The organism is Arthrobacter sp. H35-D1 (assembly GCF_030063185.1).
Classification (GTDB): Bacteria; Actinomycetota; Actinomycetes; order Actinomycetales; family Micrococcaceae; genus Specibacter.
Map to the genome: position 1 here is coordinate 79,234 of NZ_JASISP010000006.1, position 25,035 is coordinate 104,268.

At 63.4% G+C, this 25,035-nt stretch carries 21 protein-coding genes; 14 read left to right on the forward strand and 7 right to left on the reverse strand.

What is annotated here, in order from left to right; translation table 11 throughout:
• Window positions 1-19 precede the first annotated feature (19 nt).
• The 3 genes from QMG25_RS09125 to holA all read left to right on the forward strand — a co-directional run bounded on the left by QMG25_RS09125 (window position 20) and on the right by holA (window position 3,899).
• Window positions 20-916 (forward strand): ComEA family DNA-binding protein, encoded by an 897-nt coding sequence (locus QMG25_RS09125; protein ID WP_283459468.1) that lies wholly within the window; start codon window positions 20-22, stop codon window positions 914-916.
• Window positions 913-2,814, forward strand: coding sequence for a ComEC/Rec2 family competence protein (locus tag QMG25_RS09130; protein WP_283459469.1), 1,902 nt, complete (start codon window positions 913-915; stop codon window positions 2,812-2,814). Before QMG25_RS09125 ends, QMG25_RS09130 begins: the two co-directional genes overlap by 4 nt.
• Window positions 2,815-2,891: 77 nt before the next feature.
• A complete protein-coding gene (gene holA, locus QMG25_RS09135; protein ID WP_283459472.1) occupies window positions 2,892-3,899 on the forward strand; it encodes a DNA polymerase III subunit delta in 1,008 nt (335 codons plus the stop codon).
• Between the two features lie 112 nt (window positions 3,900-4,011).
• On the opposite strand, the gene rpsT is transcribed toward holA, so the two are convergent.
• Together rpsT and QMG25_RS09145 are read right to left on the reverse strand one after the other, a co-directional pair.
• A complete protein-coding gene (rpsT, locus tag QMG25_RS09140) occupies window positions 4,012-4,272 on the reverse strand; it encodes a 30S ribosomal protein S20 (RefSeq protein ID WP_283459474.1) in 261 nt (86 codons plus the stop codon).
• Window positions 4,273-4,451: 179 nt separating this feature from the next.
• Window positions 4,452-5,027 carry a type II toxin-antitoxin system PemK/MazF family toxin gene (locus tag QMG25_RS09145; RefSeq protein ID WP_283459476.1) on the reverse strand — a complete coding sequence of 192 codons (576 nt, stop codon included), beginning with the start codon at window positions 5,025-5,027 and terminating at the stop codon, window positions 4,452-4,454.
• Window positions 5,028-5,280: 253 nt separating this feature from the next.
• Between QMG25_RS09145 and lepA the strand changes: the two genes are divergently transcribed.
• Together lepA and hemW are read left to right on the forward strand one after the other, a co-directional pair.
• On the forward strand, window positions 5,281-7,137 hold the full coding sequence (gene lepA / locus QMG25_RS09150) for a translation elongation factor 4 (RefSeq protein WP_283459478.1): 1,857 nt from the start codon (window positions 5,281-5,283) through the stop codon (window positions 7,135-7,137).
• Window positions 7,134-8,363 carry a radical SAM family heme chaperone HemW gene (gene hemW / locus QMG25_RS09155; protein WP_283459480.1) on the forward strand — a complete coding sequence of 410 codons (1,230 nt, stop codon included), beginning with the start codon at window positions 7,134-7,136 and terminating at the stop codon, window positions 8,361-8,363. The genes lepA and hemW overlap by 4 nt, the downstream gene beginning before the upstream one ends.
• Window positions 8,364-8,538: 175 nt before the next feature.
• On the opposite strand, the gene QMG25_RS09160 is transcribed toward hemW, so the two are convergent.
• Both QMG25_RS09160 and QMG25_RS09165 read right to left on the reverse strand, forming a co-directional pair.
• A complete protein-coding gene (locus QMG25_RS09160) occupies window positions 8,539-8,931 on the reverse strand; it encodes a DUF4870 domain-containing protein (RefSeq protein ID WP_283459482.1) in 393 nt (130 codons plus the stop codon).
• 51 nt (window positions 8,932-8,982) lie between these two features.
• Window positions 8,983-9,831, reverse strand: coding sequence for a DUF3097 domain-containing protein (locus QMG25_RS09165; protein WP_283459484.1), 849 nt, complete (start codon window positions 9,829-9,831; stop codon window positions 8,983-8,985).
• Between the two features lie 227 nt (window positions 9,832-10,058).
• Here QMG25_RS09165 and hrcA point away from each other — a divergent pair, with 227 nt between their 5' ends.
• From hrcA to QMG25_RS09180, 3 genes are read left to right on the forward strand one after another with little or no spacing between them, the layout of a single operon-like run.
• Window positions 10,059-11,072, forward strand: a complete 1,014-nt coding sequence (gene hrcA, locus QMG25_RS09170; protein ID WP_283459487.1) for a heat-inducible transcriptional repressor HrcA — start codon at window positions 10,059-10,061, stop codon at window positions 11,070-11,072.
• A 34-nt stretch (window positions 11,073-11,106) separates the two neighbouring features.
• Entirely contained in the window at window positions 11,107-12,240 is a 1,134-nt protein-coding gene (dnaJ, locus tag QMG25_RS09175; protein WP_283459489.1) for a molecular chaperone DnaJ, read from the forward strand.
• A 4-nt stretch (window positions 12,241-12,244) separates the two neighbouring features.
• Window positions 12,245-13,048, forward strand: a complete 804-nt coding sequence (locus QMG25_RS09180) for a 16S rRNA (uracil(1498)-N(3))-methyltransferase (RefSeq protein ID WP_283459490.1) — start codon at window positions 12,245-12,247, stop codon at window positions 13,046-13,048.
• 52 nt (window positions 13,049-13,100) lie between these two features.
• Here QMG25_RS09180 and QMG25_RS09185 read toward each other — a convergent pair whose 3' ends face one another.
• The gene (locus QMG25_RS09185; RefSeq protein WP_283459492.1) at window positions 13,101-13,733 is read right to left on the reverse strand and encodes a hypothetical protein; all 633 of its coding nucleotides are present in this window, start codon (window positions 13,731-13,733) and stop codon (window positions 13,101-13,103) included.
• A 135-nt stretch (window positions 13,734-13,868) separates the two neighbouring features.
• Entirely contained in the window at window positions 13,869-14,786 is a 918-nt protein-coding gene (locus tag QMG25_RS09190; protein ID WP_283459494.1) for a GerMN domain-containing protein, read from the reverse strand.
• 433 nt (window positions 14,787-15,219) lie between these two features.
• Between QMG25_RS09190 and QMG25_RS09195 the strand changes: the two genes are divergently transcribed.
• The 5 genes from QMG25_RS09195 (at window position 15,220) to QMG25_RS09215 (ending at window position 20,839) form a co-directional block, all read left to right on the forward strand.
• The gene (locus tag QMG25_RS09195; RefSeq protein ID WP_283459496.1) at window positions 15,220-16,293 is read left to right on the forward strand and encodes a PhoH family protein; all 1,074 of its coding nucleotides are present in this window, start codon (window positions 15,220-15,222) and stop codon (window positions 16,291-16,293) included.
• Window positions 16,290-16,763 (forward strand): rRNA maturation RNase YbeY, encoded by a 474-nt coding sequence (gene ybeY / locus QMG25_RS09200; RefSeq protein ID WP_283459498.1) that lies wholly within the window; start codon window positions 16,290-16,292, stop codon window positions 16,761-16,763. Before QMG25_RS09195 ends, ybeY begins: the two co-directional genes overlap by 4 nt.
• Window positions 16,760-18,145, forward strand: coding sequence for a hemolysin family protein (locus QMG25_RS09205; protein ID WP_283459501.1), 1,386 nt, complete (start codon window positions 16,760-16,762; stop codon window positions 18,143-18,145). The genes ybeY and QMG25_RS09205 overlap by 4 nt, the downstream gene beginning before the upstream one ends.
• On the forward strand, window positions 18,138-19,103 hold the full coding sequence (gene era / locus QMG25_RS09210) for a GTPase Era (protein WP_283459503.1): 966 nt from the start codon (window positions 18,138-18,140) through the stop codon (window positions 19,101-19,103). The genes QMG25_RS09205 and era overlap by 8 nt, the downstream gene beginning before the upstream one ends.
• A gap of 131 nt (window positions 19,104-19,234) precedes the next feature.
• On the forward strand, window positions 19,235-20,839 hold the full coding sequence (locus QMG25_RS09215; protein WP_283459506.1) for an LCP family protein: 1,605 nt from the start codon (window positions 19,235-19,237) through the stop codon (window positions 20,837-20,839).
• A gap of 178 nt (window positions 20,840-21,017) precedes the next feature.
• Here QMG25_RS09215 and QMG25_RS09220 read toward each other — a convergent pair whose 3' ends face one another.
• Window positions 21,018-22,982: a M13 family metallopeptidase gene (locus QMG25_RS09220; protein WP_283459508.1), complete on the reverse strand. Its 1,965-nt coding sequence runs from the start codon at window positions 22,980-22,982 to the stop codon at window positions 21,018-21,020.
• A 257-nt stretch (window positions 22,983-23,239) separates the two neighbouring features.
• Here QMG25_RS09220 and leuA point away from each other — a divergent pair, with 257 nt between their 5' ends.
• Complete coding sequence (gene leuA / locus QMG25_RS09225; protein WP_283459510.1) at window positions 23,240-24,982, forward strand: 2-isopropylmalate synthase; 1,743 nt, start codon at window positions 23,240-23,242, stop codon at window positions 24,980-24,982.
• Window positions 24,983-25,035 lie beyond the last annotated feature (53 nt).

The following is a 25,035-nucleotide window of genomic DNA, read 5'->3' on the forward strand; positions in this document are numbered from 1 at the left end:
CCGTGCCTAGCCTTGGGAGATGAACGATCCAGGTGAAGCCGATGTAGACGATGTGGAAAATGCCTGGGCACCGAGCAGGTCCACAACAACAGCACGCGGTGAAGCGGCGGGGCAAGTGCATGGGCCCCGGTGGCTTGTGTCGCTGCGCGCGCTTGTGGTGGCCTTGGCCATGATGGCCGCGGCGTTGGGCGTCATGTGGCTGGAATCGGCGGGCGTCCAGGAAGCCTCCGCGCAATTGGCCACGGACGGCGCCGGCCAGGTTGCCGTGCCGCCGTTGGACGGTTCGGTCACACCAACAGCCGGCGTGGAGGGCACACGCAGTGAGGCGGGAGGAGACCCGTCGCTTCCCGCAGGGCAGCTTCCTTCCTCCTTTGCCCTGCCTGCCCCTGCGCCCCTGTCGTCGGCCGGTCTGCGGCCTTCCGCCGGGAAGCTCCCGGACCGCGGCCTGGTGGTTCATGTTGCCGGGGCGGTGAAAAGTCCCGGAGTGTTCATCTTGAACCCCAACAGTCGCGTCTTTCAAGCCGTGGAGGCCGCCGGCGGCGCGTTGCCCACGGCTGAACTGGCAGCGTTGAACCTGGCCGCACCTGTGAGCGACGGGCTGCAGATTTTGGTTCCCACAAAGGAACAGGCCGCGGCCATGCCGGCGAATCCAGGCATGGGCGGACAGGCTCCGGGACCCGCAGAAAAGGCGGTGCCGGGAAGCGGGCAGGACGGGGCTGCGCACCCGCTGAACCTGAACACGGCCACTGCGGTGGAACTGGAAACTCTGCCGGGGGTGGGTCCTGTACTGGCGGAGCGAATCGTGGTGTGGCGGACCGATCATGGGCCGTATCCTTCCGTGGACGCGTTGGATGCCGTCACCGGGATTGGTGCAAAGCTGTTGGCGGGCCTGCGCGACCTTGTGGTGGTGCAGTGAGGCTCCGTGAACCCCGTTGGGCGCAATTTGCCAAGGCTGCCGTCGGTGACACCGCCCCCGGCCCAGCGCCGCGACGTGGCGGGCGGTTGCGCCGGCAGGCCGGTGATGTTCGACGCCGCCTGGCAACAGCCCGGCAGGACCAGCGGGACAGCACTGGACACCACCGGCCGGACATCAGGCTGTTGCCATCCGTCGTTGCCGTCTGGGCCATGGCAGCTGCCGCCATTGCCTGGTCTGCAGGAACGGTTTTCGCCGTGCTGGTGCTGGTGGGCGGGGGAGGGCTCGGGACCGCTGCCTGCACCTTGTTACGGCGCCGTCCAATACTGTTCCCGCTAACACTTCCGGGCTCGGCGCTGCGAAAGAAGGCGGCACGCGTGCAGCCTGCAGTGTCGACCGCCGTGCCCTTGAAGCGAACCGGTGTGCGTACTTTTCAGGTCCCTGCCGGAACTGGTCCCACAGTGTTGCTGGCGTGTGTGTGCTTGTTGGGCGTGTTGTTGGCCGTGGCGCTGCGCCACCCCGGCGGAGCATCCTCGGAACTTGAACTGGCCGCGTCCCAGGGGGAGGAGCTGGCGCTGACGCTGGAGATGGCGACGGTGCCGCGACGGCTGGAGAGCGGCCACGGTCCGCCGCAGCTCGTCTTTGATGCGTTCGTCATTCACGCCACATCCCGGGGCAGGGCACTGACCGGAAGAATGCCGGTCAGGGTGGTGGCCGCGGCGGCTTGGGCCGGGTTGCAGCCGGGAGACCAGGCGTGGACGGCCGGCAGGATCGGCGCTGCCGGGGCCAGGGACAGCGTGGCGGGCGTTCTTCATCCAGGATCAGCCCCCACGGCGGTGAAGGCGGGAAAAGGTGGTGTGCAAGCGGTCGTGGTGTCCATGCGGCAAGCCTGGAAGGATCGCGTTGACAGTGTCTGGGCCGGCCGCTCCCCGGATACGGCAGGGCTGTTGCCCGGGATGGTCATGGGCGACCGCCAAGGCATGGGCGGTGACCTCAACGACGCCATGAAAACTGTGGGCTTGACGCACCTGACGGCTGTCAGCGGGGCCAACTGCACCCTTGTCCTGGCTTCCCTGGTGCTGGTCCTGCGTTCCATGCACACCCCGCGGCTGGCGGCCTTTGCCGTTTCGGGTGCCGGGCTGGTGGGATTTGTGGTGCTGGTGGGTCCGGACCCCAGCGTCCTGCGGGCCGCGGTCATGGGGGCCATCGGAGCCATGGCAATGCTGGGTGGCCGTCCCAAGCGCACCGGCGCCCTGTTGTCGGTGTCCATCATTGTTTTGCTGGTGGCCGATCCGTGGCTTGCCGTGGACTATGCGTTCATCCTGTCGGTCCTGGCCACCGCTGGATTGCACCTTGTGGGGCGTCGTTGCGCGGGGTGGCTGTCAGCGTTGCTGCCGCTGTGGCTGGCACAGGCGGTGGCCATACCCTTGGCTGCCCAATTGTTTTGTGCCCCCGTCATAGTGCTGCTGCAGGCCAGGCTGACGCCGTATGCCATTGTCGCCAACATGGCGGCTGCCCCCGTCGTTGCCCTCGTGACGACCGTGGGCACCCTGGGCCTGCTGGCAGCCAATGTGCTGCCAGCTTTGGCTGAGCTGTGTGCAGCGGTCAGCGGAGCCGGTGCATGGTGGGTGGGCGCCGTGGCGCGGTGGATGTCCAGTCTTCCCGCGGCAAGCCTGCCGTGGCCCGGAGGCGTCCAAGGCGTGGTGCTGATGGCCGGCCTGAATGCGGCGGTGCTGGGCGGCCTCTACGCCGTTGTCGAGCGCGATCGAACGGCGGGCGCCGCAGCCGCAGCGCTGGGGTGGGTGCCGCCGTGGTGGCGCCGACGTTTTGGATTCACGACGGCTGCCGCCCTTGCCGCCGTCGTTGCCGGGTGGTGGACTGCGGCAGTCCTGCGCTTGTGAGGTGCCACGGGTTGTGGGAATGGGTCGTCGGGGTGGCACAGTAGAGCTGTGAAGAATGAGTGGACAGGAATGAACCAGTGACACCCGCGGCCAGAACCGCCCCAGGGAGTGCCGGAGGAGCCGATTGGCGCGATGTGCCGTTGGCCCCTGTTGTGCTGTTCTTCGGTCCCGAAGACTTCATTGCCAGCCGCGCCACCGATGATGTCCGCAGGAAACTGCGTGCCCAAAACCCCGAGCTTGAAATAACAACCCTCGACGCCGGCCACTACACGGCTGGCCGGCTGGCCATGGTGGCCAGCCCGTCGCTGTTCAGCGAGCCGAAGTTGATAGAAGCGACGGCACTGGCCGCCATGAGCGACGACTTCCTGCAGGATGTGCTGGCCTATATCAAGGATCCGGCGCCCGACGTCACCCTGCTGCTGGTCCATGCCGGCGGCACGCGCGGCAAGAAGCTTCTTGACGCGCTCAAAGCTCTCGGCGCCCCGCGCGTGGAATGTCAGCCGCTTAAAAAAGACAACGAAAAAATGCAATTCGTGAGCACCGAATTTTCCCTTGCGAGGCGAAGAATCGACAACCAGGCAGTGCGTGCGCTGGTGGCGGCAGTGGGGGCAAGCCTGTCCGAGCTGGCCGCCGCCTGTTCCCAACTGATCTCCGACACCACCGGCATGGTCGGCAGCGACGAGGTCGACAAATATTATGGCGGCAGGGTCGAGGCCACAGCCTTCCGTGTGGCGGATGCCGCCTTGGCCGGCAATGCGCCGGTTGCCCTTTCCACCCTCCGGCACGCACTGGCCACGGGGGTGGATCCCGTTCCCCTGGTCGGCGCCCTGGCCATGAAGGTCCGCCAGGTGGCAAAGGTCCACTCAGCGCGTGGCAGCTCGGCGCAACTGGCCCGGGACCTGGGCATGAGTCCCTGGCAGGTGGATTCGGCCCGGCGCGACGCAGGGCACTGGAGCGCGCCGTCCCTGGCCATCGCCATCAAGGTCCTCGCCGAGGCCGACGCCCAGGTCAAGGGCGAAGCCAAGGACCCCGTGTACGCGGTGGAACATGCCGTCATGGTGATCGCGACCGAAGCCAAGCGCTAGGCCACACCCGATAGAAGTCAAGAGTTGGTCGCGGCAGCGGACGTTAACGCCGAAGGACCCCCGCCAATCGGCGGGGGTCCTTCGATAAAGTTGCGAAGCGGATCAGCTTCCCCTAGAGGGCGTTAACCTTCTTGGAGATGGCCGACTTGCGGTTGGCAGCGTTGTTGGCGTGCAAGACGCCCTTGCTGACAGCCTTGTCCAGCTTGCGGCCTGCATTCACCAATGCAACCGTTGCTGCATCCTTGTCAGCCTTGGCCACTGCCGTCTGTACTGCACGGATAGCGGTCTTGACTTCGGACCGTACAGCGAGGTTGCGCTGGCGCGACTTCTCGTTGGTCAGGATGCGCTTCTTCTGGGACTTGATATTAGCCACGTTGTATAACTCTCTTTTGATACGTAAATTCGGTCGTAGAGGGCGTAGCTTGACCGTTGACAGCGGCGTGGGGATGCTCGAAATGTGGTGAACGTCAGGCCAAGCTGTTGTGACCGCCGACCTGCACGGACACACACTCAGAAGAGTTTAGCAGATTTGTTTGGACTCCAATGGCGGCCCTACTTCCATCCGTGTCGCTGTTTGAGCCCCTTGGCCACCACTTTGAATCGCTTGGCATCGAGGATGGCACCTTCCCGGCGCATGTCGGCGGGGGAGACCTGCAAAATCCTGTCCAGTTTCACTTCGCTGGGCCGCCCCTGCCTGTCCCATGAGCCGGTGCCAATGTCGATGTAGTCGTTGTCGCCGCGGCTGTCATTGCTGTGTTCCTTGCTTGTCAGCATGAGGGCCAACAGCCGCTGGCCGGAGCGTCCCACCACCAACACGGGGCGGTCCTTGCCCTGGCTGTAGTCCTCTTCGTAGGGCACCCACGTCCAAACAATTTCCCCCGGGTCGGCGCTGCCGTTGAGTTCGGGGGCGTATTTGACCGTGGAGCTTCCATGGAAGTCCCCCGGGTAGGGGGAGCTGAGACCGGTAAAGACCCCGTTCGACGACGGGGCCCCGATCCGGTGCGGAGCCCGCCTTGAGGTGGGCTTGGCCCCGGAACGGGTGCGTGGCGGGGATGTTTTGGCGGGGCGCAACAATGTCCCCGCCAGTGCGCGCAGGAACTTGCTGATGCGCTCTGATGTGGATGGCATGGAATCCACACTAGCGAAAGTCTGCTCCTGCCCGGGGTCGCTGCCGGGATGCGAGTGTTGGGCGTGCCAACGGGCTGTGGTTGGAGACGCGGCTGCAAGGGTGTGGATTTGGTCCGTCGGTGCTGTGCCGGGGTCCCAAACGTGGGACACTGGTTGGCAATGAGTGTCCGGCGTCAGGCGTGCGGACACAACTTCTGCACGGTTCGGCGACTCAACCGCTATCCGTGCGTCCATGCAACAGTAAGGAACCCTAGTGTCACCCATGGCCCGCACTGCCCCGGTGCCCGCCGCCACCGAGCCGGCGATCATCAGGAACTTCTGCATCATCGCGCACATCGACCACGGAAAATCGACCCTGGCCGATCGGATGCTCCAGCTCACCGGAGTGGTTCAGCAGCGTGACATGAAGGCGCAATATCTTGATCGCATGGACATTGAGCGTGAACGCGGCATCACGATCAAGTCACAGGCCGTGCGCATCCCTTGGGAAGTCGACGGCATCTCCTACTGCCTGAACATGATTGACACCCCCGGCCACGTGGACTTCACCTACGAGGTTTCGCGTTCGCTTGCGGCGTGCGAAGGCGCCATCCTGCTCGTCGACGCAGCCCAGGGCATAGAGGCCCAGACGCTGGCGAACCTGTACCTGGCCATGGAAAACAACCTGACCATCATCCCGGTGCTGAACAAGATTGACCTGCCGTCGGCCCAGCCGGAAAAGTACGCGGCGGAACTGGCCAACCTCATTGGTGGCAAGCCCGAGGACGTCTTGATGGTCTCGGGAAAGACAGGGGCGGGCGTGGAAGGCCTGCTGGATCAGATTGTGCGGGATCTGCCCCCTCCGGTGGGTGATCCGGATGCTCCGGCCCGTGCCATGATCTTCGACTCCGTCTACGACACCTACCGTGGCGTGGTCACCTATGTCCGTGTTATCGACGGCAGCCTGAGTCCGCGCGAGAAAATCCAGATGATGTCCACCCGTGCCACCCACGAACTTTTGGAAATCGGCGTCAGCTCGCCTGAGCCCACGCCGTCCAAAGGCTTGGGAGTTGGCGAGGTCGGCTATCTGATCACCGGTGTGAAGGACGTCCGCCAATCCAAGGTCGGCGACACTGTCACCACCTTCCACAAACCGGCAGTCGAGTCGCTGGGCGGCTATCAGGAAGCCAAGCCCATGGTGTTCTCGGGCCTGTACCCGCTGGACGGCGCCGACTACCCGGTGCTGCGCGACGCCCTTGAAAAACTCATGCTCAACGACGCCGCCCTGGTGTACGAGCCCGAGTCCTCCGCTGCGCTGGGCTTCGGCTTCCGCGTCGGCTTCCTTGGCCTGCTGCACCTGGAAATCACCCGCGAGCGGTTGGAACGCGAGCACAAGCTCGATTTGATTTCCACCGCCCCGAACGTGGAGTACGAGGTCACGCTCGAGGACAAGACCGTCGTCCACGTCACCAACCCCAGCGAGTACCCGTCCGGGAAACTCGCCGAGGTTCGCGAACCCATGGTCTCGGCCACGATTCTGGCCCCGTCGGAGTTCGTCGGCGCCATTATGGAACTGTGCCAGACCCGCCGCGGCATCCTCGGCGGCATGGACTACCTCTCCGAGGACCGCGTGGAGATCCGCTACCGCCTGCCCCTGGCCGAGATCGTCTTTGACTTCTTTGACATCCTCAAGTCCAAGACGCGCGGCTACGGCTCGCTGGACTGGAAGGCCGACGGCGACCAGGTCGCCGACCTTGTGAAGGTGGACATCCTGCTCCAAGGCGAGCAGGTCGATGCCTTCAGTGCCATCACCCACCGTGACAAGGCCTACGCCTACGGCGTCATGATGACCGGCAAGTTGCGAAATCTCATCCCGCGCCAGCAGTTCGAGGTGCCCATTCAGGCAGCCATCGGCGCACGCATCATCGCCCGCGAGAGCATCAGGGCCATCCGCAAGGATGTGCTTGCCAAGTGCTACGGCGGCGATATTTCGCGCAAGCGCAAGTTGCTGGAAAAGCAGAAGGAGGGCAAGAAGCGCATGAAGATGGTGGGCCGCGTGGAGGTTCCCCAGGAAGCGTTCATCGCCGCCCTGACCACCGACGAATCCTCCAAGGACAAGTCAAAGAAGTGACACCCAGCGTTTTGCCCCTGGGCGATCCGGCCCCGGCCGACGGCATCCTGCCCGCGCAGGCTGCCGTCGGTGCGGAGAGCCGAAAATTCAGCCTGTATGCCCACATCCCGTTTTGTGCGGTGCGCTGCGGCTACTGCGACTTCAACACGTACACGGCCACCGAGCTGGGCGGCGGGGCATCCCAGGATGCGTATGCCGCAACCGCCGTGCGCGAGGTGGAATTTGCCGCCCGCGCCATGGAGGCGTCGGGTCTGCCGGTCCGCAAGCTCAGCACTGTGTTCTTTGGCGGCGGCACGCCCACGCTGCTGCCCGCCGGCGACCTCACCCGGATACTGGGTGCCGCCGTCGAACAGTGGGGGCTGGAAGACGGCGCAGAGGTCACCACCGAAGCCAACCCCGACTCCGTCACCCTGAAGTCGCTGCAGGAACTGGCCGACGGCGGCTTCACCCGCGTGTCCTTCGGCATGCAGTCGGCAGTGCCGCACGTGCTGAAGGTCCTGGACCGCACGCACAACCCCGAACGCGTCCCGCAGGCTGTGGCCTGGGCGCGCGAAGCGGGCCTCAACGTGAGCGTTGACTTGATCTACGGCACACCGGGGGAGTCAGTGGCCGACTGGGAAACGTCGGTGCGCACAGCGCTGAAATACGAACCCGACCATATTTCCGCCTACTCGCTGATCGTCGAAGAGGGCACCAAATTGGCAGCCCAAATCCGTCGCGGACAGGTGCCGAACATCGACGACGACGACCACGCCGTCAAATACGAGCTGGCCGACGCGCTGTTCGAAGCCGGCGGCCTGTCCTGGTACGAGGTCAGCAACTTCTCCCGCACTCCGGCGGACGCTTGCCAGCACAACCTCGCCTACTGGCGCGGCGACGACTGGTGGGGGATTGGCCCCGGGGCACACTCCCACATGGGAGGGGTGCGCTGGTGGAACGTCAAGCACCCCACGGCCTACGCCAATCGGCTCGACAAGGAAGAGTCCCCTGCTGCCGGACGGGAAACCCTCGACGCGGACACCCGCGAGCTTGAACGCATCATGCTGGTGTCGAGGTTGTCGGAAGGCTTGGCCATCAGCACCCTGGCACCTGCCGGGCGGCAGGCCGTGGCAGGACTCATCGCCGCAGAGCTCATCGACCCGGTCAAGGCCTTCGCCGGCACGCTTGTGCTCACCCTGAAGGGGCGCCTGCTCGGCGACGCCGTCACCAGGGCGCTGCTGCCTTAACCTGCCCGACATCAACCGGCCCGAGTCATGCTCTCCCACTTGCACGCCGGCGCATGGTTAGTCTGAGATCTGGCGCCACTGCCAGAGTGGAGGCACATCCACGCCTAATGGTGCGCAGGCGTCACAGTCGTCGAGCCAGCCCGCTGGTCGAGCATTGCCGGATCCGGAGCCGGCGCTACTTGATCAGGCGCAGGTTCAGGGCATAGCGATATGGCTGGCCCCGGTTGACGCGGACCGCGGCGATGACGGAGAAAACCGTCAGGATCGCCCAGACGAACAGCGCCAGCATGGAAAAGATGGTTCCCATTTCCGGGCTGAAGAAGGCACACACGAACGCAACGATGTTCAGCACCACGGCAGCAATGGTCGGGGGCAGCGTGAAGTTCAGTGCTTCCAGCGACTCCTGGGCGGTGAACCGGCCGCGGGGGCCCATAAACTTGTGCACCAGAAAAGCGGGAATGCAGCCAAGGATGCCTCCGCAATGGGAGATGAATGCCCACTGCCTGTCTTCCGACGGGGTGAGCGGCGGCTGCTGGGCACCGTTCCTTTGGTTTACCGGATGACTCAATGAGGGGCCTTTCAACAAGCGACACGAGGGGCGGAGCGAAGCCAGCCCTCTCTAGGATACGGGTGCCGTGAGGAAATCGATGACTTCTTCGACGCGCCCCAGCAATGAAGGTTCAAGGTCGGCGTAGGAATTCACTCGCGACAGCAAACGCTGCCAGCCAAGTCCAATATCTTCGGCGGTGGAGTGCGGCCAGCCGAAGGCCTGCAGGATTCCCTGTTTCCACTCGATGGAGCGCGGCACGGTGGGCCACGCCAGTATCCCCAGCGTGGCGGGTTTGATGGCTTGCCACACGTCGACGTAGGGGTGGCCCACCACCAGCACGTGGTTGCGCAGGCCAGCGGACTTCATGAGATTGGCCACAATCCGCGTTTCCTTCGAACCCGGCACCAGGTGGTCCACAAGAATGCCCAGCCTGCGGTAGGGGCCGGGGGAGAAGTCGGCCACTGCGGCGGTGAGGTCGTCAATGCCGCGCAGCGGTTCAACCACGATCCCTTCCACGCGCAAGTCGTCTCCCCATACCTTCTCAACCAATTCGGCGTCGTGCTTGCCCTCAACCCAGATGCGGCTGGCCTTGGCCACCCTGGCCCTGGTGTCGGCCACCTTGACTGAACCGGACGCGGTGCGCACGGCCTTGCGAACGGCAGTGGCGACGGGGGCGATGAGCTCCACCGGTTCCCCGTCAATCAGGAAGCCGGGGCCCAGCGGGAAGGCGCGCACCTTCTCACGCCGGTCGGCAAGCTCCACAATGTGCATGCCGCCGGACTTTTCAAGCCGGACGACGGCGCCCACCCACCCGGTCTGGACGTCCTCCGCGACGACACCGGCCAGGGCCTCGACCTTGGGCAGGATCCTTTTGGGAGGCGCGCTGAGATCCTGCGGGCCCCATTGGTTGAAATGCACGTTTTAACCTGACTTTTGTTGCTTGCGGCAACGCTCTGGGCGAACGCTGCAGGGTGAAAACCCATGTTATCCGGTGTAGCGGCGTGTCCTGCGGCATTGCGTCGTGGGGTGCTCATGGGAGCGTCGATGAAAAGGTATTAGACTTGGCACTTGATTGGGTAGAGTGCCAACGGTTGAATCGTCGCGGGCCCATGCACAGCGAGTGGGAATGACAGGAGGTGTTGGACATGAGTGAACCGAGGAAGTTGGAAGTTCTTCGAGCCATCGTTGAAGACTACGTCCATACCCGCGAACCCGTGGGCTCAAAGGCCCTTGTCGACCGTCACCACCTGGGTGTGTCAAGTGCCACGATCCGCAATGACATGGCGGCATTGGAGGAAGAGGGGCTCATCATGGCCCCGCACACCAGTTCCGGGCGGATCCCCACCGACAAGGGCTACCGGATTTTTGTCGACCAGCTGTCCTCGGTGAAACCCCTCTCGGCTGCCGAACGCCGCGCCATCTCTGCGTTGCTTGAAGGTTCCTCCGACCTGGATGACATTCTGGAACGCACTGTGCGGGCACTGGCACATCTGACCAACCAGGTGGCCGTTGTGCAGTATCCGCGCTCCGCGTCTGCCACAGTGCGCCATATTGAGTTTGTTTCGCTGGCCGCACGCCAAGTCCTTGTGGTGCTGATCCTGGCCTCGGGCAAGGTTGAGCAGAACGTCATTGACATTGGCACGGCTGTGGACGACATCACCCTGGCCGGGCTGCGGCAGGAATTTCTGACGGCCCTGAACGGGCTGGCAGTGGCCACCTTGCCGGAAGCGGCAGCCAAGGTGCCTCCCACCGTCCCGCCGTCCTGGCAGGGCCCGGCGTCCCGGCTGGCACAAGGGTTGGCGCTGCTGGCCGGCAACGCCCGCGAAGACAGGATCGTCATGGCGGGCACGGCCAATTTGGCCAGGTCCAACAATGACTTTCCGCTGAGCATCGGACCCGTCCTTGACGCCCTTGAGGAACAGGTGGTGCTGTTGCGGCTACTGGAAGCCATGGCACAGGATTCGCTGGGGATGGCCGTGGTCATTGGCCGCGAAAATCCGCACGACTCCCTGGCCGAGGCTTCAGTTGTGGCCTCCGGCTACGGCCCCGGTGCCAGCGCCAAGCTGGGCATAGTGGGCCCAACCCGCATGGACTATCCCAACACCATGTCAAGTGTGCGCGCAGTGGCACAGTACCTTTCCAGAATTTTGGCCGGCTAACCGGCCACCGTTTCCACGTAAAGAGAGCAACATTTTGAGCAACCACTACGACGCATTGGGCGTCTCCCGCGACGCGACAGCCGAGGAAATCAAGAAGGCCTACCGCAAGCTCGCCCGCAAGCTCCATCCGGACGTCAATGAGGCCCCGGACGCACAAGACCGCTTCAAAGCTGTCACGCACGCCTACGAGATCCTCTCGGACCCGCAAAAGCGCCGCGTGTACGACACCACAGGCAATGAAAACGGCAATGACAACGGTGCCGGAAACTTTGATGGCCAGGGCTTCGCCTTCCAGGACATTTTCGAGACGTTCTTCGGCGGTGGTGGCGGGGGAGGCGGCGGCCGCGGCCCGGCGTCGCGCACGCGCCGCGGCCAGGACGCACTCATCACGGTCCGCATCGACTTGAGCGAAGCGGTTTTTGGCGTGAACAAGAAGCTGGAAATCGACACCGCCATCGCGTGCCCCACCTGCGATGGCAGCTGCTGCCGTCCGGGAACCTCGCCCACCACGTGCGACGTCTGCCACGGCAGCGGCCAGATCCAGCGCCCCATGCGTTCCATCCTGGGCAATGTCATGACCTTGGCCACGTGCAACTCCTGCCAAGGCTTTGGCACCATGATTGTGGACCCCTGCAACGAGTGCATGGGCGACGGACGCATTCGCAACCGGCGTTCCTTCACCATCAAGGTCCCCGCCGGCGTCAGCACCGGAACCCGCATCCAGCTCGGCGGGCAAGGCGAGGCCGGCCCTGCCGGTGGCCCGGCCGGTGACCTGTATGTGGAGATGAAGGTCAACAACGACCCAGCCTTCCTGCGCGAGGGCGACGACCTGCACGCCACCCTGAGCGTGCCCATGACGGCTGCGGCACTGGGAACCGAACTGACGTTTGAGACCTTCGACGGCGAACAGCCCATCAGCATCAAGCCGGGCACCCAGGCAGGGGAAATCATCAACCTGCGCGGCTTGGGCGTCACACACCTGCGCGGCTACGGCCGTGGCGACCTCAAGGTGCACGTCCACGTCGAAACACCCACCAAGCCCGACGCCGCCCAGGAAGAACTGCTCAAGCAGCTGGCGGCCCTCCGCGGGGAAAACTATACCGAAGGCAAGCTCGTCAGCAGCGGCGGCATGTTCGCCAAGCTGCGCGACAAGCTCGGCAACTTCTAGGCGCATGAGCAATCCCGTCTTCTACGCAGCACCCCGGCAGCTGGCCGGGCTGGGCCCCGGTGCGCTGCTTTCCCTTGACGGTGCTGAAGGACGCCACGCCACCACCGTGAAGCGGCTGGCGGTCGGCGAACCGGTTGACGTGTGCGACGGCGCAGGCTTGCGTCTTGTGTGCACCGTCACCGGCGCCGACAAGGGTGTGTTGACGGTGCAGGTGGAGGCTGTGCAGCCGGAACCGGCCCCTGCCGTCTCTTTCACCCTGGTTCAGGCACTGGCCAAGGGCGACAGGGATGAGTTGGCCATTGAAACGGCCACCGAGCTTGGGATAGACGCCGTCGTGCCGTGGCAGGCGGAACGCTCCATTGTGCGCTGGAAGATGGACAAGGCCCTCAAGGGCCCGGAAAAATGGCGCCAAGTTGTGGCCGCCGCCGCCAAACAGGCGCGGCGGTCCACGGTGCCGCAGGTGGGTGCCTTGGCGGGGACGGCACAGTTGTGCGAGCTCATTGCAGATGCCGGTCTGGCGCTGATTCTGCATGAAAGCGCCACCGACAGCCTGGCCGATGTTGCCCGCGACTGGCTGGCCGCCCAAACCGGGGCGCAGGATGCCGGGCAGGATGGTGTTCAGGCAGGCTTGCCCGCGGGAAACGTCGTGATGATTGTGGGCCCGGAAGGCGGCATGAGCGCTGCTGAAGTTGACGCGTTTGTCTCCGCCGGAGCGCGGATGGCACTCTTGGGCCACCATGTGCTGCGCTCGTCAACTGCCGGGCCGGCCGCCGTCGTGCTTCTCAGCCACGAGTTGGGACGCTGGTAACGCAACCGCCCCGGCGTAGTGATTTCGCCTCCGCGGTGATCGCTGACCCGGATCAGTCCTCCGACGTGCCGGCCAGAAACCGACCCGTCCGCCGAAATTCACGGATCAATTGGGCTATCGCGACCATGAAACCAACCAAGACGACCGCCATGACCCACCCAAAAGGGTCCCCACGCATCACCCAGTTCAACGTTTGCGAAGCAAACACAAGCAAGTAGGCCGGCGTCAAGAGTAGTTGCGTGGCAAGACTCTTTCGCATTTGCACGGCGCCGGCACGGGCAACACAAAGACGCTCTTGAACGATGGCCGCCTTCCCCATGATCTGGCGTTGGATCTGTTGACGTTCGCCGCTGTCCAGCGGAATCAGCACCTCGGTTTTGTTCAGCTGTGCTGCAGGCGCCACTTTCTTGGCATTGTAGACAAGCCCGCCAACGACCGCGCCAACAGCGGCAAGCAAAAGCCCGACGGACAAAGCCAACCCCCAGTCATCAAGGGGGTCTGTGAAACCCAGCAGCGCGGCTGCAGCTCCGGCCGCTGTCAAGACCAGCACGCCAACAGGAAAATACCGCGTGTAATAGGTTTTCACGGCCGGACCCAGGCCGATGTCTTCGACGCCACGGGCATTTCTCATTGCCCGTGACCAACGGTCGTTGGACTCCGCCAAGAGATCGTCAATGCCGGTCATCGTCTTCTCCCCACGAATCCAGTTCGCCCCACGAATTCAGCCAAGAGCTGCCCGGCTGCGAGTCCGGCCGTGGAAGCCATTGAAGCAGTGTTCACATCCTGACCTACTTTCGCCAGCAAGCCAATGAGCGGGCTGCTACTTCTTGCTGCGCTCGGAGACGGTGACGGTCTTCGTATCAAGGCCGATCTTTTTGCCCGGGTCCGACGGATCGGTGACGTACACGGACAATTGGTATTTGCCGGGAGGGGGTACAAGGCTGAAGCTGAACTCGCCCAATTCGTTGGGTCCCTCGGGGATGGAAACCGTGCCGGAGGAATACTGTTGTCCCACGGCGCCGTCAATGACCGGGGACACCGACCAGGCCAGGTTGCCGGTGGAAGAGATGCCTTGCCCCATGACCTTCAGAGGCAGTTTGTTGATCGTGGAGTCATTGGCCGGGTCAATGATCCAGACAGGCGGCATAAATGCGGCATCGCGCGTCAGCGGCTTGTCCAAGGGGATAAGGCCAAAGGCGTTGTAGCCGGTGTGTCCGTCCACGAGGATGGAGACTTGGATGGTGGAGCGGGTGTCGACAAGTCCTGCCATGGCTGCTGCAGCCGTGGCCGTGTACACCAGCTGGTCGATGGAACGCTCGGCTATGCCTTGGTCCACTTTTTGCCCAAAGGCGTCGGCGGAAACGTCAATAGTGATGACGTTCTTGGCGGACACCGAGGCCCCGAGCCGGGTTGGACTGTTCCACAGCGAAAAGTAGTCCGGGTCGTTCGGTCTGGTGCCCATCATGGTGCGCAGTGAAGTGGTGATGGGGTCGTCGGTGGAATCGGCCGGGAAGAACTCGCGGTACAGGAAAACGTCGCCACTGCTGCGACCCAGCCAATACACCGGCAGGGTCTCCGACGCCATGGCGGTTTCCAAGGGGGCGCTTGTCACAAGGCCCCCGCTCGTGATGGCGCTCGTGGTGGGCATTGTGGTGTCGCCGCCGTCAATGCCTTGCGCCGTGCATCCTACAAGGGCAAGCGAAAGGGAGAGGCCAATAATCGCAATTTTGTCCACCATGCGCTGGAGTTTGCGTGCGCGAAGTGCCCGGCAGGCCACATCAGCATAGACGCCGGAGCGTCCCGAGGGTGCGGGGAGGAAGGCAGGCATGGAAGGGGATGCGCTCGCTCATCTGGATAGTGGTTTAGTGCACGGTAGATTCCACTGCACTTTTGCAAGGATTGTTCCAAGCATCCCCACAAGACTTTGAACTCATCAAGCTTGGCACAGCAGGACCTGAAGCACCCCGAAAAAAGGGCTCGATGGCAGAACTGAAACCGTATCGAAACACTTCTTCTTTCGCTGCGGGCAAAGATGCGCCCACAGCGAAACGCCCCTCATGAGCGCGGGTGCAGGCAGGTGGACTAGAATCAAGAGCAAGCAGCAAAGTCAAGAATCCGGTGGCTGCCACCGGCAACCCGAGGAGAGATTTCAGGCCGGAACGGCCGAACTTATGACAGAGACAACAGCGCACCGCCACGATTCATATCCCGACCAGGGACCTGGGCGGCATTTCCCGCATTCCGTCGATGGCACGCGCACCGAGGTGGTCCAGTTTCTCTCCACGGATCAAATGGTGGCGACCTTGGGTGCCGAGGACGAAGGCCTGCGCATTGTTGAAGAGTTGTACCCCGGCGTGGATTTTCTGGCCCGAGGCAACGTTTTGACCATTACCGGCCCCGCTTCCGTGGTGCCACGCATCATGCACCTCATGGAGGAAGCCCGCGGCATGGTGGCCCGCAACAGCACCATGAACGCCGATGTGTGGGAGCAGTTGGTTGCCATGCTCAAGAACCACGCCGACGCCTCCGTGGCGGAAGTCCTCAGCCATGACATCCTTTCCAGCCGGGGCAGGACCATCCGTCCCAAGACCGCCAACCAAAAGGACTACGTCGACTCCATCGACCGCAACACGGTGGTGTTTGGCATTGGTCCGGCCGGCACGGGAAAAACCTATTTGGCCATGGCCAAGGCCATCCAAGCGCTGCAGCAGAAGGAAGTCAGCAGGATTATTCTGACCCGTCCCGCCGTGGAGGCGGGCGAACGGCTGGGGTTCCTGCCCGGGACACTCAGCGACAAGATAGATCCCTACCTTCGCCCCCTCTACGACGCGCTGCACGAGATGCTGGATCCGGAAACCATCCCGAGACTCATTGCGGCCGGCACCATCGAGGTCGCTCCGCTGGCCTACATGCGCGGCCGAACCCTCAATGACGCGTTCATCATCCTTGACGAGGCGCAAAACACCACCCCTCAACAAATGAAGATGTTCCTGACACGATTGGGCTTTGGCTCAAAAATCGTGGTGACCGGCGACGTCACCCAGATCGACCTGCCCACGGGAACCAAATCCGGGCTCCGGGTGGTCAGGGAGATTTTGCAAGATGTGGACGACATCCACTTTGCCATCCTGGACGCCACCGATGTGGTCCGCCACCGCCTCGTCGGAGCCATCGTCAGCGCCTACAACAATTGGGACGACTCCCATCCCGCTCCCACCATCCCCAAGGAAAGCACCTCCCGATGAGCATCGAAATCAACAACGAATCAGGCGTGGAGGTGCGCCAGGAAGAGCTTGTCAGGCTCATTAAGCACATCCTCTCGGCCATGTTCGTCCACCCGCAGACCGAAGTATCCGTGATCCTCTCGGACGTGGAGACCATGGAAAAACTGCATGTCGAGTGGATGGACGAGCCCGGACCCACCGACGTGCTCTCCTTCCCCATGGACGAGCTTCGCCCGGGCACAGCCGCCATGCCAACGGCCGCGGGCCTGTTGGGAGACATTGTGCTGTGTCCTGTCGTTGCACAGGAACAAGCTGCTGCTGCAGGGCACTCCATGGAAGAAGAACTGTTGCTGCTGACCACCCATGGCATGCTGCACCTGATGGGCTACGACCATGGTGAACCGGAGGAAAAGGAAGAGATGTTCGGCATTCAGCGCGAGCTCCTCTCCAGCTTCCTGGGCAAGGAAGCCCCGCGGGAGACAATGCAGTGACGCTTGTTGCACTGCCGGTCGTGGGAGTTCTCTTCACGACCATGGCAGCCTTCATGGCCGCACTGGAATCAGCGCTGAGCTTCTTTCCCCGCCATGACGCCGAGAAAATCACTGCCCGCGGCCGCGGCGGATCACTGGCGAAGATCCTGGCCGAGCCGGCGAGGCACCTGAATGCGCTGCGTTTTTGGCGCGTGTGGTCGGAGATGGCGGCCGCCGTCGCCGTCGCCCTTTTCCTCGTGGGCCTGCTGGGCAACGAGTGGATCGCAGGACTCATTGCCACCGTCGTGATGGCCCTGCTGGGCTTCATGCTGGTGGGAGTGTCCCCGCGCCGCCTGGGCCGGCTCCACGCAGGAGCATTGGTGGGCCGCACGGCGTGGGTCGTGCACTTTTCGTGCCGCATCCTCGGGCCCGTTCCGGAATGGCTGATCCGGCTTGGTTCGGTGGTGGCCAAGGACGCCCCTGCAGGGGACGAGACGTTCGTCAGCGAAGGGGAATTCCGCGAGTTTGTTGACCGCGCCAGCGAATCGGACATGATCGAGGACAACGAGGCTGAACTCATCCACAGCGTCTTTGACCTGGGCGAGACCATGGTGCGCGCCGTCATGGTCCCGCGCACGGACATCGTCACCATTGACCAGATCTTCACCCTTGACGAAGCACTGGAAGTGTTTCTCGCCTCGGGGTATTCACGCATTCCGGTCATTGGCGGCAGCAGCGACCACATCCTGGGCATCCTGTACCTGAAGGACGTCGTGGCCACCCTGCACAGGCTGTCCGACGACGAAGAGCAGCCCCCCGCCGCGCAGCTGGCCCGCAACGTCCGGTACGTGCCGGAATCCAAGCCCGTGGACGACCTGCTGAAGGAGTTGCAGCTCGAATCCACGCACATGGCCATTGTCGTGGACGAGTACGGTGGCACGGCCGGGCTTGTCACCCTTGAGGACTTGATTGAGGAAATCGTCGGTGAAATCGCCGACGAGTACGACCTTGTCGCCCCGGACGTGCAGGACCTTGGCGACGGCCGCTACAGGATCCGCTCCCGCATGGCCGTGGGCGAGCTGGGCGAACTCTTCGGCAAGGACCTTGACGACGATGAGGTGGACACCGTGGGCGGCTTCATGGCCAAACACCTGGGCAAGATTCCCGCACTCGGCAACAGCGTCGAGGTCAACGGCATCCTGCTGCTGGCCGAAAGGATGGATGCCTCCCGCAACCGTGTCAGCCACGTCATTGCCAGCGCCGTGGAACCGGCAGAGAATGGCAGCACGGAGTTGCACGCCTTGGATGCAGGAACCAGCAGAATTAACGTTAACAAGAACGACGGCGGCACGCCGGCAGCCGCCAACCCCACCGAACAGCACCACAGGAGCAATCATGAGTAAGTCAAAAGCCAAGCCAGGCCTGGTTGAAGCCAAGGGTGAGGGGTTCCGTGCCGGCTTCGCTGTTCTGGCCGGCCGGCCCAACGCCGGCAAGTCGACGCTGACCAATGCGCTGGTGGGCCAAAAAGTCGCCATCACCTCGGCCAAGCCGCAAACCACCCGGCACACCATTCGTGGCATCGTCCACCGGGATACCTTCCAACTTGTCCTGGTGGACACGCCAGGGCTGCACAGGCCCCGCACCTTGTTGGGCAAGCGCCTGAACGACCTCGTGGCAGACACCCTCTCCGAAGTCGACATCATCGGTTTCTGCCTGCCCGCCAACGAAAAAATCGGCCCTGGGGACCGCTACATCGCCACGCAGCTGGGCCAGGTGGGCAACAAGCCTGTCGTGGCCATTGTCACCAAGACGGACACGGTGGACCGCCAGGCAGTGACGGACCAGCTGATCGCAGTCGAGGCGCTGGGACGGGAGGTCATCGGCGAAAGGGGGTTCGCCGCCGTCGTACCTGTCTCCGCTGTGGAGGACTTTCAGGTGGAAACCTTGGCCAAAGTCTTTGCCGACTACCTGCCACTGTCCCCGGCCCTGTACCCGGATGGCGAACTGACGGACGAACCCGAGGCTGTCATGGTGGCCGAGCTCGTTCGAGAAGCCGCCCTTGAGGGGGTCCGCGACGAACTTCCGCACTCCCTGGCCGTTGTGGTGGAGGAGATTGTGCCCAGGGAAGGCCGCACGGAGGAGAGTCCGCTGCTTGACGTGCGCGTGAACCTGTACGTGGAACGGCCCTCGCAAAAGGCCATCATCATTGGCAAGGGCGGTGCCCGGCTGCGCGAGGTCGGCACCAACGCCCGCAAGGGGATCGAAGCGCTTTTAGGCACGAAGATCTATTTGGACTTGCACGTCAAGGTGGCCAAGGACTGGCAACGGGATCCCAAACAGCTCGTCAAACTGGGTTTTTAGGCGCTGGAGGCCCGTGCGGGCCGCCAGCTTCGTGCCAAAGTTCCTGGGGCTTGGGTGTGCGGCGTGCGGGTCCTTCCCAGTCTTCGCCGCTACACTTCTGAGGGTCATTATTCACTGCGAAAGGTTTGTCCATGGGGCGCCGCCGTGCCGAAACGGGGAAAACCGGCTCTTCGCCCACCCCGCCCACCGAGCCCCAGGGCCTCGACCCCACCGAGCCCCAGGGCCTCGACGAGCCGGTCGGACGGCATTTCAAGCCGACCCGCAAGGCGCCCCTGTGGCTGCGCATTGCAGCGCTGACCGTATCCGCTGCTCTGGTGCTGGGAATTGGCACAGCCGGATTGTTGTTCTTCAAGCTGCAAAACAATGTCACCACCTCGCCGCTGAACGCCGGGGTGGGGAACGAATCCTCGAAGAAGCAGCTTGAAGACACCGGCTCGCTGCAGATCCTCATTCTGGGAACAGACACCCGTGCAGGAAAAAACAGCGAGTACGGCACGGCCGACGACTCCGCCGGTGAAGGCAAATCGGATGTCATGCTCCTGATGGACATTTCGGCGGACAACAGCCGTGTCTCGGTGACGAGTTTTCCACGGGACCTGATGGTGCCGGTTCCGGACTGCAAGTCCTCGACCACCGGTGAAGTCATCGCCGGTTCGAGCAGCGGCCAGCTCAACGCGGCCCTTGGGGCCGGACCGGGCTGCACTGTTGCTGCCATCAACGACATCACCGGACTGACGATCGACCACTTCATGCTGGCCGACTTCACCGCCGTAAAGGAACTCTCCAACGCCCTGGGCGGTGTTGAAGTGTGCGTTGACCACGCCATGTACGACGTCGACGGGTCGTTCCTGAAACTGCCGAAGGGCAAGAGCCTGGTAAAGGGCGAACAAGCGCTGGCTTTCCTGCGCACCCGGCATTCCTTTGGCGACTCCAGCGACCTGGACCGGATCCAGGCCCAGCAGTACTTCCTGGGCTCCATGGTCCGCAAGGTCAAGAGTGAGGGAACCCTGACCAATCTGCCCAAGCTGTACAACCTGGCAGACGTTGTTACCAAAAACCTCACTATTGACGACGGACTGGCCAACATTCCATCCATGATCGGCATTGCCAACCGGTTGGCCAAGATTGACCTGGCGCAGATTTCCTTTGTCACCGTGCCGCATGAGCCGTACACGGCGGACCCCAACAGGGTGCAGCTCAAGGAACCCCAGGCGGGCCAGTTTTTCGCTGCGCTGCGCACCGACAAGTCCCTGACGGCATCACCCACGGCTTCGCCCAGCGCCCCAAAAAGTACGGCCTCCAGCAGCGGGGCGGCCACGACGGAGTCCCAGAGCACCGCTGCGGCAGCACCGGCCTATGACAAGTCGATCCAACCGATCAGCGTTTCCAACGCCTCGGCGGTGGTGGGGCGCAGCCTCGGACTCATTCAAACTCTCGCAAGCGCAGGCTACACCTCGGCGTGGCAGTTGGGTGATCTTCCTGCGGCTGCTGAAACGAAGGTGCTGTACGGCACGGACATGGCCGACGTGGCTGCCGACGTGGCCGCCTTGTTCAAGATTCCTGCAGCCGCGGTAACATCGGATCCCACCATCAACGGCGTGAGCATTGTGGTGGGATCCGATTGGGCCTCGGGAACCGAGTTTGGCAAGATCACGGTGCCTGAAGACATTGTGGCCAGCACGGCCGACCAGGGCGGGGAATGCCTGAGCGTCAATCCGCTCTACTACGCCAAGTAACATCAGGGCTGCCAGGCGTGTGGGCCTTAATTCTGGACGGACTGAACACTTGAGGCCTTAAACGCCCCGGGGCGCTTGAGGCCTTAAACGCCCCGGGGCGTAGAGGCCTTAAACGCCCCGGGGCGCTTGAGGCCTTAAACGCCCCGGGGCGTAGACGTTGGGTGTGTTGGCGGTTGGGTTACCAGATGCCCACGCGCTCCGCGGGATCACGCCACATGGCATCGCCGGCGGTGGTGGCAAAAGCCTCGTGGAAGGCATCAAGATTGCTGGCCACGGCATTGCAACGCAGCTCCGACGGGGAGTGCGGGTCAATGGCAAGTCGGCGAAGGGCTTCCTCCGGGCGAATCTTTGTCCGCCAGCATTCCGCCCACGAGAAGAAGAAGCGTTGCGCACCGCTGAGCCCCTCAAGCATGGGAGACTGCCCGCCGTCGAGGCTGAGCTGGTAGGCCTTGAACCCGATGGCCAGCCCGCCCAAATCGCCAATGTTCTCACCCAAGGTCAACTCTCCGTTGACAAACTCCCCGGGAGCCTCCTTGGGGGAGAGTACCTTGTACTGGTCCACCAGCTTGGCCGTGAGCTTGTCAAAGGCTGACCTGTCGGCATCGCTCCACCAATTGCGCAGAGCCCCCGTCCCGTCGAACTGCGAGCCCTGGTCGTCGAAGCCGTGCCCAATCTCGTGCCCGATGACGGCACCGATTCCACCGTAGTTTGCGGCGTCGTCGGCCTCGGCGTCAAAGAACGGCGGCTGCAGGATCGCCGCCGGGAACACCACTTCGTTCATGGTGGGGTTGTAGTAGGCATTGACGGTTTGCGGAGTCATGAGCCATTCCTCGCGGTCAACGGGAGCGCCGATCTTCGCCAGTTGCCGGGCCAGCTCAAAGGCGTTGCTGCGTTCAATGTTGCCCAGCAGCTCGCCGGGGACAATGTTCAGGGCGGAGTAGTCGCGCCAGGTGGAGGGGTAGCCGATCTTCGGGGTGAAAGCGGCAAGCTTTTCCAGTGCCTTCTCCTTGGTCCCCAGGCTCATCCAGCCCAGCCCGGCAATGCTGCTGCGGTAGGCCTCGATGAGATTGGCAACCAGGCTCTCCATGTGGGCCTTGTGCGACTCGGGGAAATGCTCGGCCACGTAGAGCTGGCCAACTGCCTCGCCCAGGGCGCCTTCGACCAAGGCGACGCCGCGCTTCCAACGGTCCCGGATGGCAGGGGTGCCGCTGAGCGTGGTGCCGTAGAACGCAAAGTTCGTGTCGACGAAGTCCTTGGACAGGTAGGGGGCAAGGCTGGCGATGGTGCGCATGGCGAGCCACGCCTGCCAGTCTGCGCAGCGTTCCTGCGTCAGGAGTGCTTGCTGGCCCGTGAAGAATCCGGGGGTCGCCACCACCATTTCAGCACGCTGTTCGCTTGTGAGCCCCAGTGCATCGAGCCACATCCCCACTTCGGGCAGCAGCGCCGTCGTCTGCTGCGACGTCATCAAGTTGTACGTCTTTTGCGGATCGCGCAATGACACCTTGTCCAAGTGCGTGGCGGCAATCGCGGTCTCCAGTGCCATGATGCGCGGAGCCTTGGCCGCAGCGTCCGCAACTCCGGCGAGCCCAAGCATGGCCTGGACATGATCAACATAGGCGGCCCGGACCGAGGCGAATTTGTCCTCGCGGTAGTACGACTCGTCGGGCAGACCCAGTCCTGCTTGGAAAAGATGCAGCAGCGAGCGGTCCGGGTTTCCGGCGTCGTTGCTTACATAGGCGCCAAACAAGGCACTGCCGCCGGTGCGGTCCAACTCGCCCATGAGCTGCACAAGCGCCGGGATGGAGTCGGCGGCTTCGACGGCGGCGAGCCTTTCCGCCAAGGGCTCGGCACCGGCTGCCTCAATGGCTGCTTCATCCATGAAGTCGGCGTAGAGCGCACCGATCTTCGCGGAAAGCTGGGGATTGGCGGCGTCGGGGTTGCCCGCCTCGGTCCCGGCGTGCTCAATGATGGCCCGTACGGCAGCTTCGGAATTGTCCCGCAAGGTGGTGAAGGATCCGCTCAGTGCCCGGTCGGCCGGAATCACCTCCGCGGCCATCCAGCCGCCGTTGACGTGCTCAAACAAGTCGTCCTGGGGCCGGGTGTTCGGGTCGATGTGATTGAGATTGATGCCGGAATGCGTCAAGTGAATCGGTTCCCCTTCAGTGGGTCTGGTGTTTCCTGCACCTTGCGAAGAGCCGCCAAGGTGAGTTGGTTCACCATCATCCTACGTGCCGTGCTAATGTAAAAAATGTGCGCACTGGAATGCTTCTTCTTCTTAGCTGCCGCGGCGAGGCCTCGAACCGCTTGAATTGATCAACGCGGACTATGGCCACCCTCGCTGCGGTGTTTGTGTTGCTCGGCCGGCCTCTCTTTCGTTGAACAATATTAAGGTCATCTGCAATGCGAAATGCGCAAAAAACATCCGGCATGCCCGTCCACCGCTACCTGCCATTCCAGGATCAAATTTCCGTCAGCCTGCCCGACCGCAGCTGGCCGGACAAGGTCATCACGAAGGCCCCGCGCTGGTGCGCCGTGGACCTGCGCGACGGCAATCAGGCGCTGATCGACCCGATGAGCCCGGGCCGGAAGATGAAGATGTTCCAGCTGCTTGTCAAGATGGGCTACAAGGAAATTGAGGTGGGCTTCCCGTCGGCCTCGCAAACGGACTTTGACTTCGTTCGCCAGCTCATTGAAGGCGGGAACATCCCCGAGGACGTCACCATCCAGGTCCTGACCCAGGCACGCGAACACCTCATCGAACGGACTTATGAGTCCTTGGTCGGGGCAAAGCAGGCCATTGTTCACCTGTACAACTCCACGTCCGTGTTGCAGCGCCGCGTCGTGTTCAACCAGGACGAGGACGGCATCCTCGACATCGCCTTGCAGGGTGCGCGGCTGTGCAAGAAGTTCGAAGAGTCCCTCGGGGACACGCACATCACCTACGAGTACTCGCCCGAGTCCTTCACCGGGACCGAGCCCGAGTACGCATTGCGCGTGTGCAACGCCGTTGCGGACATCTTTGCGGCCTCCGCCGACAACCAGGTCATTATCAACCTGCCGGCCACAGTGGAAATGGCCACCCCCAACGTGTACGCCGACTCCATTGAATGGATGAGCCGCAACCTGCATCCGCGCGAGGGCATCATCTTGTCGCTGCACCCGCACAACGACCGCGGCACCGGTGTTGCCGCTGCCGAGCTGGGCTACCTGGCCGGTGCAGACCGCATTGAAGGTTGCCTGTTCGGCAACGGCGAACGCACAGGCAACGTAGACCTGGTGATCCTGGGCCTGAACTTGTTCACCCAGGGCATCGACCCCATGATCGACTTCTCCGACATTGACGACGTTCGCCGCACAGTTGAATACTGCAACCAGCTGCCGGTCGCCGAACGTTCACCCTACGGTGGCGACCTCGTCTTCACTGCCTTCTCCGGCTCCCACCAGGACGCCATCAAGAAGGGACTGGAGGCCATGGAAGTGGATGCGGCCGCGGCCGGTGTCGCCACTGACCAGCACACCTGGAACGTGCCTTACCTGCCAGTGGACCCGAAGGACCTGGGGCGCAGCTACGAGGCTGTTATCCGGGTCAACTCGCAGTCGGGCAAGGGCGGTGTGGCTTACCTGCTCAAAAACGAGCACAGCCTGGATCTGCCGCGGCGTGCCCAAATCGAATTCTCCGGCGTCATTCAAAAACGGACCGACACCGTGGGCGGGGAAGTCAGCGCAGCGGAGCTGTGGACTGTCTTCAAGGACGAGTACCTGCCGGCCGAAGGCGCCGGGTCGCAGTGGGGCAAGTACCGCATCGGTTCCTTCACCACCTCCACCGACGACGAGGGCGAGATGTCCCTCACCGCCCAGCTGGCCATCGACGGGGTGTCCCACAGCCGCACGGGAACAGGCAACGGGCCCATAGCAGCGCTGCTGGCCATCCTGGCGGAAGACGGCATGGACGTGCGAGTCCTGGACTACTCCGAGCACTCCCTCTCCGAGGGCGGCGACGCTCGTGCCGCAGCGTTCGTGGAATGCACTGTGGGGGAGCGCGTGCTGTGGGGCGTGGGCATAGACGCAAACACCTCCACCGCCTCGCTGAAGGCTGTCATCTCAGCTGTGAACCGCGCCATCCGGGACGTCCGCGCAGCGTAGTGTTTCCGTGCCTGCAGCCCATGGCTGCAGGCGCGGAAAAGACGCCCATCTGC